The sequence below is a fragment of the Terriglobia bacterium genome, assembly GCA_020072645.1.
GTDB lineage: Bacteria > Acidobacteriota > Terriglobia > Terriglobales > Acidobacteriaceae > Angelobacter.
The window spans coordinates 15,018-26,795 of the sequence record JAIQGK010000010.1; the positions used below are offsets into that span (position 1 = coordinate 15,018).

Here is an 11,778-nt window from a genome sequence, read left to right on the forward strand (position 1 = left end):
GTTCTCACGGTATGCGCTCTGCCTTTTGCGCACCCCATTGAGGCAAATTCGAATGGCCATCATCGACTCAGCTGACGGCAAGACTCTTACAAAACATTCCATCGACGAGCTGAAGGAACAAGCTGCCCTGATGCGCGGTTATAGCTTAACAGCCCTTTGCGCGGCGGGTTCAGGCCACGCCGGCGGGACGCTTTCTATCATGGACGTTGCCGCAGCGCTTTATCTCCGCTGCGCTGAGCACGACCCCCGGAATCCAGACTGGAAGATGCGCGACCGCATTATCTGGTCTGCCGGGCACAAAGCCCCTGCGCTCTATACGGGCCTGGCATTCTCCGCCTACTTCGATAAAGAAGACATGATGTCGCTGCGCAAGCTTGGCTCGGCGTTTCAGGGGCACCCGCATCGCATGAAACTGCCCGGTGTTGAAGTTTCCACCGGATCGCTGGGGCAGGGACTGAGCATGGCCGTGGGCGTGGCGCTGGCACAGAAGATGGACCGCATTCCGGCGAAGACTTTTTGCATCATGGGCGATGGCGAGCAGCAGGAGGGCCAGATCTGGGAAGCGGCCATGGAAGCCGCGCATTACAAACTGGACAACCTGATCGGCATTATCGACCAGAACCAGCTCCAGATTGATGGTCCTGTGGCCGACGTAATGAACATTGATCCTCTCGACGAAAAATATCGCAGCTTTGGCTGGCACGTGTTGCGTGTGAATGGGCATGATATGGAGGAGATCGTCGAAGCGCTGGAGTGCGTGAAGCAGGTGCCCGCCGGCCGTCCGACGGTGTTGATCTGTTACACGATCAAAGGCAAAGGCGTGAGCTTCATGGAAAACCAGCCGGGATGGCATGGCCGCGCACCCAACATCCAGGAGTTGGAGAAAGCCCTGGCAGAACTCCATCTCGACGGCAAGCTGCCCGTTACGGAATTGCTTGCTTCCGCACGGACCTTTCAAGATAAGGTGGATACCAGACTTGAGATAAAAATGCCAACGTTCAGCTCCGGCTACTGGTGGAATTCCGCGCCGACCATGAAGGTTGAAATGCGTCCGACACGCGCTGGTTTTGGAGAAGCCCTGCGTGCCGCTGGCGACGATCCCCGTGTCTGCTGCCTGGGTCTGGACATCAGCGGTTCCATCACCATTAATGAGTTCTACGCCAACAATCCTGAGCGAAAGAAGCGCTGGCTGAGCATGGGAATTGCCGAGCAGTCGGCCACCTCCGTTGCTGCGGGTCTGGCGCGCGAAGGCAAGCTGCCCGTCTTTGGCACCTACGCCACTTTTGCCGCGGCGCGCAACCTTGATCAGATCCGCACTTCTGTCTGTTACGGAAATTTCAACGTGATGATTGCCGGCGCGCATGGCGGCGTAAGCGTTGGGCCGGACGGCGCAACGCACCAGGCGCTGGAAGATTGTTCAGCAATGATGAGCCTGCCGAACATGACCGTGGTGGCGCCTTGCGATGCCGTTGAGACACGCAAGGCCACCACCACGCTACTCTTGAATCATGTGGGACCAAAGTACATCCGCTTTGCCCGTGAAGCCACGCCAGTCGTAACGAAAGAAGATGCGCCTTTTGTTGTGGGCAAGGCCAACGTGCTGCGACTGCGGCGGGAATCAGGCAGGATGATCGATGCCTTTGAGCATGTTCTGGCGGAGGAGTATGTGTCCGAGGATGAAGATCTGACCATCCTCGCCTGTGGGCCCATGGTGCCTGAAGCCATGCGCGCTGCTTGGATCTTAAAGAATGAATTTGGCTATGAAACCCGCGTGATCAACATGCATACGCTCAAGCCTCTGGACGAAGCCGCAGTGGTGCGAGCGGCCCGCGAAACGGGAATCATCGTAACGGCAGAAGAACACCAGATAGGCGCGCTGGCATGGCGCGTCAGTGGCGTCATCACCGCCAGCAAAGAGCTTTATGGCAAGCCCGTCCTGACAGGCGCAATTGGCGTGCAAGATCGGTTTGGAGATAGCGGCGCTCCGTGGGAGCTGATCAAGGAATTTGAGGTCAGCGCGGAGCACATTGCGGCAAAGGGCAAAGAACTAATGGCCGTCAAGCTTAAGGCGATGCGTCCGCACCTGCTGGAAGAGTTTGCGCTGGAAGAAGCCCTGGCAACCAGCAATTGAATCAAGGCACAAGTAAGCGCTCCGCTACATACTGTGCCATATGCGGAGCGCCACTAACATTCAATGGAAATTATCATGCAGCTTGCACTAAGACCGCGTTTTGCGGCCCAGTAACCATCCCGTCAGGATTCCCACGGCAAAAGCTCCCGCGGCAACCGCCGCAACCGAGGTAAGAGGACGGTTTTTTACTTGCTGGCGGACATCATCCAATCGATCTTCCGTCGCAGCCTTTGCGCGCCTGACAGTGCGATCCAAATCATGATACGTGTCATCCAGACGCTCTTTTACTTTGGCCGAAAGGTCTTTCGCCTTCTCCGCGATCTCGGCTACGTTATCGAGAACCTGGTTTGCCATGCGTGGTGCATTCATAAAAATTCTCCTCTAACAAATTTGCGCCTTATACGAGAGTATTCGGTGTGAGGTAAGTCACAACCAAGGGTGACCGCCAGCACATTTCCCGGAAGGCGGTGCCAGCCATACTGAGGTGCTGGAGACCATTATGACAGAGAAAAATCTTGCTGAGCACGCTATCTCCGCCCGTAGCCGTACAAACCTGCTGGAAGCCATGCGGGGTGAAGCTTTTGCTTTTGCCAAATACAAACTCTTTGCCAAACATGCACGCGCCAACGGCGGCAACGAATTGGCCGACCTGTTCGATAAGACCGCAGACCAGGAATACATGGAGCACTTCACCGAGCAGGCAGACCTGCTGCAACTTGTGGGGACCGACGAACAGGATGTGACGGACGCAATCGCCGGAGAATCTTTTGAAGTGGATACGCTTTATAAGCGTTTTGCCGAAGAAGCCCGCGAAGACGGCGATGAGCAGGTGGCGCACCGCTTTGAAGAAATACGCCGCGACGAAACTTTCCATCAACTGGCCTTCCAGGAGGCACTCATCAAGATACAGACGCGGCAAAGGGCCATGAAGGGCGCAATGCGCTCCAGTTCAAAGGCGCACGACTTTTAGAAGAGGCATAGTTCGCCTGAATGGCTGTTGCGGCCAGGATGCGACATAATAGCAATGTGACCGCGCCCCGAGAGAACTCAGACTGGAACAGCTTTGGCCGTGCCAACGCAAGCCAGAAATGGCGTCGCCAGTCGGCAGCCATGGGCAATGACATGACCCGCGCTATTGTGGCAGCAGCGCAGGTTCAACCAGGCATGCGCGTGCTCGATATTGCCTGCGGCACCGGTGAGCCGTCGATATCGTTAGCCAGCGACCTGGCTGGCGGGGGAGAAGTTGTCGGCATAGATATTTCCCCGGCGCCGCTCAAAATTGCTGCAGAGCGCGCCACACAGCGCAGCCTGTCCAACGTCACCTTCCAGCAGGCGGATGCTCATCATCTACCATTTGCTGACAACACCTTTGATCGCATTACGTCGCGTCTGGGCGTCATGTTTTTTTCTGACCTGCCGCACGCATTAGGCGAAATGCGTCGCGTCCTTCAGCCCGCGGGCAAGGCCATCCTGCTAGTCTGGGGACCCATGGAGCAGCCTTATTTTCAAACGACCATCGGCACAGTATTGCGTATGCTGCCCGGCGTTGTCGTGCCGGAATCAGGACGAAAAATGTTTGCCCTGGGGAACAAAGGCGTGCTGTCACAAGCGCTGCGGCAGTCTGGCTTTTCGCAGGCGAAGGAAGAAATGATAACGGTACCCTGGACCTGGATGGGCACGCCGGAAGAAGTCTGGGAATATTTTCAGGATGTGGCTGTACCGTTCGCATCTTTGATCCAGTCCATCCCGGCGGACCGGCGCCCGGAAATCGACGCAGCGGTGCTGAAGGCAATCAGCCAATACTACGATGGCACAAGCATAAAATTTACGGCGACGGTAAACATCGCCGTCGCCGTGAAGTAAATCTCTTCTGTGCTTTCCACTAAGTCAGGTCGGCAACTTTTAATTTAAGTTCTGTGCTCTTCCAGTTGCTTTGAAATTGCTTGTCGACAAACTGCGCATCATAGGCGCGGTTTTGCGCTCGCAACGCTTCAGCCAAACCAAAGAGCGACCGTGGATTGCGTGGATTGCGGTCCAGGTCTTCGCGAAACACCTTCTCCGCCTCCGCTGCATTCCCATTCAGCAGCAGGACTGCTCCAAGGGACTCGCGCACTGGATAAAACCAGTCTGGCGGTTCGTCATACTTCAGCGTGTCTTGGATGGCGACCGCGCGGCGTAACAGTGAAATTGCACCCGTTGAATCATGCTTTGCCTGCGCGATCTTTGCTCCCAGAACGTTTGTGGCAATGTTCAAGACGTCTTTGGCTTTGTTATTTACAGGCATGGCAAACACCTGGTCCGGCGGCGTTTTGTCCGCGGCTTCGCGCACGATGTGATCTTCGGCTTCAGCTTCGGCCACCTTGCCTTTTGCCGCCAGGGCCATGCCGCGAGCAAAATGCCAGAAGACCGTGGTGGTTTGCATGGCGGCCGGCGGCTGCGGCATCGCCAGTATCTGGTCCCACTTCTGGAAGCGGACCTCAACTGCAAGAGGCACTGTCATGAATCCTTCCAGGGGTGGTATGTCTTTTACCATCGGTCCTACGTGCGCCGCCAGCATTTCTGCGGCCTTGTGGGCTTCAGCGTAATTGCCATTCATGCTGGAGCATGCGGCAATGAAGTGCAGGTTGTGGCTGTAATACATTGCGCCATACAAGCCTCCGGAACCACTGGCCTGTAAATAAGCGCGGTCGGCGGACGCTGCCAGCTGGTTGGTTTTTACCGCTGATTCAAAATCGCCGGTGCGGATATAAACGTGTCCGGGCATGTGAACCAAGTGGCCTGCTGCCGGAGCGAGTGCAGCCAGCCGATTGGCTGCAGCCAGCGCGCGCTCCGGATTCGGAGAAGCTTCTACAGCGTGAATGTAATAGTGGATTGCGCCCATGTGATTGGGATCGCGCCGCAACACCGATTCCAGCGCGGCAATAATGTCCTCAGTCCCGCCTTCAGGCGTGCCATCCGGACGCCACAGGCCCCAGGGATGCAGGACCATGCCGGCTTCAGCAAAAAGCGTCGCCGCGTCCAGGTCATCTGGAAATTGCTTAACCACGTCGCTCATGGCATTGCGGTAACGCTCCGCCGCTAGACGATGGTCAGCGGCTGGATCTGCCGGAAACCGTAGCGCCATTGCAGCGATATAGCCTTTTTCACTAGGCGATGCATTGACCGCAAGCGCCTCACCTTTGGCGATGGCTTCATGCGCTTTCTTGTAACGGTCTGGATCGGCAGGATCGTTGTAATTTGGTCCCACCGCTTCTGCCAGACCCCAGTAGGCCATTGCCATATTGGGGTCGAGTTCAGCCGCGCGCTCAAAAGATCCAGCGGCTTCTTCATGGTTAAAGGCATAGATCAGGCGCATTCCCTGATCAAAAAATTTCTGTGCCTCTGGATTGCTGGTTGAAACAGGATGGTGCAAATCTCCCAGCCCTGTCATCAGCGTGGCTTTCTTGGCGGGAGGTTGACTGTGCATGGCATGCTGCTGCGCGGAGATCGATCCGCAAAGCACGAGCAGTGCCAGGATATGTATCAGGAGGAGGTTCATCGTCGGCTTCTCCAGTTAAGTTGTGGGCCCGGGATTTCCTGAAATTCTACACCCAGCGGCGTGACTGGAGAGGTTGGGGGATTATGGATTTTGCTTCTTACCGAAAATTTCACGCAGCAGGGCCGTTGTTTGCGCTGCGGGATCCTTGCGAATCTTGCGTTCTTCTTCACCCATCACGTAAAAGAGCCCGTCCATGGTTTTGCCGACAACATATTGATCGATATTGAAGCCTTCACTGTCCGCCACGCGCGCGGCAATCGGGTTCTGCATCAGTTGATTGTATTGCCTTACAACGCCCACATTTTCCATGGCTTGGTGCACAATCGGGGAAAAGGCCGCCGTCAATTGTTCCGTGCTGGCGGTCTTGAAATACTCTGTGGCTGCTGTATCGCCGCCGGAAAGGATCTGGCGCGCGTCTGCGATTGTCATCTTACTTACAGCATCGATAAATATCTGCTTGGCGGCCGGTGCGGCCTGCTCTGCGGCGCGGTTCATACCGATCTCAAGGGCGTCCACCTGCCGCCCCATGCCCATGAGGCGCATGCCTTTGCCAACGTTGCGCAGTTTTTCCGGCAGCAGAATCTTAATGGCCGCATTCTTCAGGAACCCGTCAACGCGCCCCGTTGAAGCTACCGCCCTCCGCGTGCTCACGCTCAGGGCTTCCTTCAATCCGGCGGCAATGCGTTCGTCGGTGGGCCCGCTCTTCTTACCCAGCGCTTCTTCAGCCCTTTTGCGGAGATCATCCAGCGGAGACTGGGCCCATGCCCAGGCGGAGAGCAATCCGGCGACCAGCAGGAGAATGGCGGCGCGTTTTTTCATGGTTGGCACCTTATATGTATGAAATGAATGAAGCCCTCTTGCGCTAACGGCACGGCGCGAGCCCCGTCCAAACCTGTATATTACCCTCGACCTTGTATTTGTCCTATATAACGCAAGTCTCGCGCCAGCAGATTGAATTTTGGAGGCACGTTATGATCCGAAAATTGCTTCAATGTGGAGTCGGGGTTGCTATTGTCCTTATAGCCCTTTCTTCTTCCGTCCCGGCCAAGCCTGCCGATGGAGCAGTTCATCCGGAAATGATCGTTTCAGCCAAGTGGCTAAGCGAGCACCTGAATGATCCAAAAGTTGTTGTGCTGGAAGTGGCCGCATCCATGGGACCACAACGCGCCAGCTACGATGCGGGCCACATTCCCGGCGCACGCTTGCTGCTAGGCGAGGACTTTGTGCAAGGCCGAGATGCCAAGCTGCCGTCTCCGGAAAAACTCAAAGAGACATTTGAGAAGCTGGGTGTCAGCAACGATTCGCGCGTGGTGGTTTACGCCACCGATTGGTATCCCATGGCCGCCCGCGCATACTACACGCTGGACTACATGGGGCATGGCGATCACACGGCACTGCTCGACGGCGGCATGGTTGAGTGGAAAGCGGAAAAGCGTCCGTTGGAAACGACGGAACCCAAGGTCGCGCGCGGCACCTTTACCCCGCATGTTCACCCTGAAGTTCTCGCCATGATGGATGACGTGAAAAAAATCTCCGCGCAAGATCAAAAATCTGAGTTGCTGGTGGACTCGCGGCCGGAGAAGCGCTATGCCGATGGCCATATTGCAGGCGCTGTAGACCTTTATTGGGCGGAGACCGTTGTAGATGAGAACAAGAAGCCGGTGTTGTTGCCCCCGGATAAATTGAAAGAGCTCTTTGCTTCGCGCGGCATTAAGTCTGGGCAAAAGCTGGTGACCTATTGCGAGGTCGGGATGCAGGCATCGCATAACTATTTCATCGCCAGGTATCTGGGCTATGACGCGGCGGTGTATGACGGCTCGATTCATCAATGGAAGGATGTAAACAACCAGCCACTGGTGCAGGGTAAGTCGCTGCGCTGACAAAGCTGAAAGTCGAGAAAGCAGATGTCCTTCATTTGTCCTATATCCGTGGTGCATCGACCCTTGAATATGGACATGGAGATACCGACCTATGATCAACAAATTGTTTCGCAGCCTCGGCCTATGTGTTGTGGCCCTTGGAGTATTTTCCCCAACCGCGTATGCAACATCTGGCGATGGAGCAGTCCATCCGGAGATGATCGTTTCAGCAAAGTGGCTGAGCGAGCACCTCAATGATCCTAAAGTGATCGTCCTGCATGTCGCTGACAAGCGCTCAGAATATGATAAAGGCCATATTCCCGGCGCTCGCTTGCTGGCGCTGGAAGACTTTATTGAAGGCGAGGATGCCGAACTTGCTGCGATGGAAAAGCTCAAAGATACTTTTGAAAAGCTGGGCGTAAACAATGACTCGCGTGTGGTGGTCTATACCACGGCCTGGTATCCGATGGCCGGACGCGCTTACTACACCCTGGATTATCTGGGCCACGGCGAGCATACGGCGCTGCTGGATGGCGGCCTGGATGAATGGCGCAAGGAAAATCGGCAGCTCTCTAAGGATGCGCCGAAAATTACCAGGGGCGATTTCACTCCACATGTTCACTCTGAAGTTCGCGCCATGATGGAAGAAGTAAAGAAACTCTCTGAGCAACCAACAAAGACCACTGTTCTGGTGGATTCGAGGCCCGACAAGCGCTATACCGACGGGCATATCGCGGGAGCGGTGCATATTTACTGGCAGGAAACGCTGGTCGACGCCAAGAACAATCCTGTCTTTTTGCCGCCAGACAAGCTGAAAGCGCTCTTTGTCGCCAGAGGCATTATGCCGGGACAGAAACTGGTTACATACTGCGAGATCGGCTTGCAAGCTTCGCATAATTATTTCATCGCCAAATATTTGGGTTATGACGCAGCCATGTTTGACGGATCGATTCATGAGTGGAGTCATATGAGCAAGCTGCCGCTGGTGGTGGGCACGTCATTGCGCTAGGAGGCTCGATGTTTAGAAGACTTATTCTCGCGGCGCTCACGATGATGCACGCGCCATCTGTGACAGCCCAGAACAATGCGGCGCCGAAATTGCGGCCTGAAATGCTGGTCACTACCGCATGGCTGGCAGAAAACTTGAGTGAGCCGGACGTAGTCGTACTTTGCGTCAATTCCACACCGGAGTTTTATTCCAAAGGACACATCCCCGGCGCAAGACAGATTAAGCTGGAGGACATTGCGGTAACACGCGACGGCATCCCCACCGAACTGCCACCAGTGGAGACGTTGAAACACGTTTTTGAAGCAGCCGGGGTCAGCAACTCGTCGCGGGTAGTTTTATACGGGGAACGCTCCAATCTGTTCGCGGCGCGAGCGTACTTTACTCTCGACTATCTGGGTATCGCGGCGCGCGTTGCGCTTCTGGATGGCGGCTTGGAGAAGTGGACTGCGGAACGACGGCCACTATCAACGGAAATGCCGCAGTCGAAAACCGGAACGCTTGTGATTTCACCGCGGCCGGAAATTCTGGTGGATACAAAAACCGTGCGCGACCTTTCACAAAAGAAGCCGGGAAGCGTGACCCTGCTGGACGCTCGGCCAACAAAAGAGTTTACCGGGGAGCAACTCTCAGAGGATGTTGCCAAAGCCGGACACATTCCCGGAGCAAAAGGCCTGTTTTGGATGGACATGCTCGTAAGCCGCCAGAATCCTGTGCTGAAGCCGGAAGCAGAATTGCGGCGTATGTATGAACAAGCCCACGCCGCAGCAGGCCAGCCTCTGGTTACCTATTGCCGAACAGGCATGCAATCTTCCTTCGATTACTTTGTGGCGAAATATCTTGGTTACGATCCCAGCATGTATGACGCTTCATTTTTTGAATGGAGCAAAAACGGTTTGCCGGTAGAAACCTCTGCTAAGCATCCATAGAGAAAGTGCGTTTATGGGCGAGACGATCTGCTCTGAACAGGCCGCCACCGCTTGAGTGGTCTATATTCGCAGGTTTCCAGTCCGCCAATACAGGCTTAATTACAACGCACGGCTCGACAATGAGGCTGAGCGAAGTCTTGTCCTGAAAGCCTATGTCGATGATGCAGTCGCCATCGGGAGAAACGAAGAGTTCTATGGCTTGAATTGTCTTGCCTTTGATTTCATGGAATTTCATTTTTGCATGGTGTTCACTTCGATAACCTGTCGGAGGTAACCGATAGGTCGGAGGAATCCTACAGGCGACAATCTAAATGTGTCAAGGGAAAATATCACGGTTCGGGTTGGCAAGCGGCTCCGCTATTTGCGAGAGCAAGCCGGACTGAGCCAGGGCGAGATGGCGCACCAGTTTGGAATTGACAGGGGAAACATATCAGAGTGGGAAAATGCCAAGGTCTGCCCGTCTCTTCCGATGCTTGAGACGTTGGCCCGAGGATTCAAAATAACAATATCGAAGCTGCTACAGGGCGTGTAAAACCCGTGGAAAGGGAACTCGATAGGGTTCCCTCCCTCCGGTCGGGACAAGGCAAAATCTAGAACATGTTCCACAAAAACTGGTTGTAAACGTCGTGGTGGTACTGCACTTCCGGAGATTTCACAAACGTTCCTAACAGTCGCGGGCAACGGTCGGCTGAAGCCTGCTTCAGGTCTGCGTAGCGCGTCTTCACGTCTTCACCGCCCATCAGTTTGCTGGTCCAATTGGACGAGCGAAAGTTTTCCATGGCCGTATAAATGTTGTCCGGCAGGTAACGCTCGGCCTGGCGCAGGTTTTTGATCTTGGACGTTTCGCCCGCGATTCCGGTCTTGAAAACGGCCATCATCACCATGTAAGGATTGGCGTCCGGCGCGACGGAACGTACTTCAACGCGCATGCTCTTCTCGTTTCCGATCGGGATGCGCACCATGGAGCCGCGATCGACCGCCGAAGCCTTGATTTGGTTCGGCGCTTCAAAGTGCGGATCAAGCCGGCGATAGGCGTTCACGCTGGCATTGAGCATCAGGCAAATGTCATTGCCGTGCGTAAGAATGCGGTCTACGAAAGCCCAACCGAGCTTGCTTAACTTCTCTTCGCCCTTGGGGTCCCAGAAAAGATTTTTCCCGTCTTTGCTGATGGAAACGTTGGTGTGCATGCCGTTTCCATTGACGCCGACGACCGGTTTGGGCAGGAATGAAGCCGTGAGGCCCATGCGGGTGGCGACCTGGCGGCAGATCAGCTTATAAAGCTGTATCTGATCGGCAGCGGCCACAACTTCACCATAGCTGTAGTTGATTTCAAATTGCGAGGGGGCCACCTCAGGATGGTCTTTCTCATTCTGGAAGCCCATGGCGCGCTGCACTTCAGCCGTGGTGTCAATGAACGTGCGCAGCGGATCGCCGGGCAGAGAATGATAGTAGCCGCCGGTGTTCACGTACTCGAACTTGTTGGTCTCATGGTAGCGACGCTCGGCGTCAGAGCCCTGAAAGAGGAAGCCTTCAATTTCATTGGCGGCGTTGAGCGTGTAGCCCTCTTTCTGGTGCATTTCGGCGGCAAAGACTTTAAGATTGCCGCGAATGTCGGCGCTGTACGGCGTGCCGCCTTTATCGATGACATCGCCAAAGACCAGGACTTTGCCGGAACCAAAAACGTCTGACGGCGCCCAGTAAAACGAGCTCCAGTCCAGACCAAGGCGAAGATCGCTTTCACGCTGTGCTGTAAAACCGCGAATGGACGACCCGTCAAAAGTCAGGTTGTCCCAGCTTTTAAGAAGGAATTTCTTGTCATAATCCAGCATGTGCAGGCGGCCTTCAAGATCGCTGAAAAGCACGGTGACGGCCTTAATGCGCTTCTCATCGGTCAGGTATTTCAGCCGGCCTTCCTGGATTTTGTGCATGGCAACGCGGTTTTTGCGCTGCTCCTTCGCCTGCAGATTCATGTCTTCCAGTTCGTCATAGGAGAGAGCGAGAAAATTGCGCAGTTCGTTTGCCATGAAGCTCCTTCAAGCTTGAATTTGATTATTGGGCCAATGCGGATCCGTGCGAGCAGTTGTTAACTTTTTAGCATATTCCATCAGCACAGTCACGGGCCAATTAAAAGACCTGATAGCTGCCATCAAATCGTTTTATGGCTTGGCGGCCTAAGGCAACGGATCACAATGTGTCGCTTATTCGTTGCTTTTTACGCGGAGCCAGAATCTCTCATAGTCCATAACCAAAGGCTTTGCAACCACTGCCAAAAAGCCCGGTACACACAAGTTGTGATTTCGAAGTCATGAGCCTGC

The 11,778-nt window shown here is 54.9% G+C and carries 12 protein-coding genes; 7 read left to right on the top strand and 5 right to left on the bottom strand.

Translation table 11 applies throughout. The features are described from left to right. Window positions 1-52 precede the first annotated feature (52 nt). On the top strand, window positions 53-2,131 hold the full coding sequence (locus LAO76_14640; protein ID MBZ5492165.1) for a transketolase: 2,079 nt from the start codon (window positions 53-55) through the stop codon (window positions 2,129-2,131). 87 nt (window positions 2,132-2,218) lie between these two features. On the opposite strand, the gene LAO76_14645 is transcribed toward LAO76_14640, so the two are convergent. Beyond that, window positions 2,219-2,500 carry a hypothetical protein gene (locus tag LAO76_14645; GenBank protein MBZ5492166.1) on the bottom strand — a complete coding sequence of 94 codons (282 nt, stop codon included), beginning with the start codon at window positions 2,498-2,500 and terminating at the stop codon, window positions 2,219-2,221. Window positions 2,501-2,630: 130 nt separating this feature from the next. Between LAO76_14645 and LAO76_14650 the strand changes: the two genes are divergently transcribed. After that, window positions 2,631-3,101, top strand: coding sequence for a rubrerythrin (locus tag LAO76_14650; GenBank protein MBZ5492167.1), 471 nt, complete (start codon window positions 2,631-2,633; stop codon window positions 3,099-3,101). A 20-nt stretch (window positions 3,102-3,121) separates the two neighbouring features. After that, on the top strand, window positions 3,122-3,994 hold the full coding sequence (locus LAO76_14655; protein MBZ5492168.1) for a methyltransferase domain-containing protein: 873 nt from the start codon (window positions 3,122-3,124) through the stop codon (window positions 3,992-3,994). A 19-nt stretch (window positions 3,995-4,013) separates the two neighbouring features. Here the strand turns inward: LAO76_14655 and LAO76_14660 are convergent, their stop codons facing one another. Together LAO76_14660 and LAO76_14665 are read right to left on the bottom strand one after the other, a co-directional pair. Beyond that, a complete protein-coding gene (locus tag LAO76_14660) occupies window positions 4,014-5,669 on the bottom strand; it encodes a hypothetical protein (protein MBZ5492169.1) in 1,656 nt (551 codons plus the stop codon). Window positions 5,670-5,750: 81 nt separating this feature from the next. After that, a complete protein-coding gene (locus LAO76_14665; GenBank protein MBZ5492170.1) occupies window positions 5,751-6,488 on the bottom strand; it encodes a DUF4197 domain-containing protein in 738 nt (245 codons plus the stop codon). 152 nt (window positions 6,489-6,640) lie between these two features. Here LAO76_14665 and LAO76_14670 point away from each other — a divergent pair, with 152 nt between their 5' ends. From LAO76_14670 to LAO76_14680, 3 genes are all read left to right on the top strand, one after another. After that, window positions 6,641-7,549 (top strand): sulfurtransferase, encoded by a 909-nt coding sequence (locus tag LAO76_14670; GenBank protein ID MBZ5492171.1) that lies wholly within the window; start codon window positions 6,641-6,643, stop codon window positions 7,547-7,549. A 91-nt stretch (window positions 7,550-7,640) separates the two neighbouring features. Continuing rightward, window positions 7,641-8,537, top strand: coding sequence for a sulfurtransferase (locus tag LAO76_14675; GenBank protein MBZ5492172.1), 897 nt, complete (start codon window positions 7,641-7,643; stop codon window positions 8,535-8,537). 8 nt (window positions 8,538-8,545) lie between these two features. After that, complete coding sequence (locus LAO76_14680; GenBank protein MBZ5492173.1) at window positions 8,546-9,463, top strand: sulfurtransferase; 918 nt, start codon at window positions 8,546-8,548, stop codon at window positions 9,461-9,463. Here LAO76_14680 and LAO76_14685 read toward each other — a convergent pair. After that, window positions 9,450-9,698, bottom strand: a complete 249-nt coding sequence (locus LAO76_14685; protein ID MBZ5492174.1) for a hypothetical protein — start codon at window positions 9,696-9,698, stop codon at window positions 9,450-9,452. The genes LAO76_14680 and LAO76_14685 overlap by 14 nt on opposite strands. A gap of 78 nt (window positions 9,699-9,776) precedes the next feature. On the opposite strand from LAO76_14685, the gene LAO76_14690 reads away from it, so the two are divergent. Beyond that, on the top strand, window positions 9,777-9,995 hold the full coding sequence (locus LAO76_14690; GenBank protein MBZ5492175.1) for a helix-turn-helix domain-containing protein: 219 nt from the start codon (window positions 9,777-9,779) through the stop codon (window positions 9,993-9,995). A gap of 58 nt (window positions 9,996-10,053) precedes the next feature. On the opposite strand, the gene LAO76_14695 is transcribed toward LAO76_14690, so the two are convergent. Then, window positions 10,054-11,487, bottom strand: a complete 1,434-nt coding sequence (locus tag LAO76_14695; GenBank protein MBZ5492176.1) for a glutamine synthetase family protein — start codon at window positions 11,485-11,487, stop codon at window positions 10,054-10,056. Window positions 11,488-11,778 lie beyond the last annotated feature (291 nt).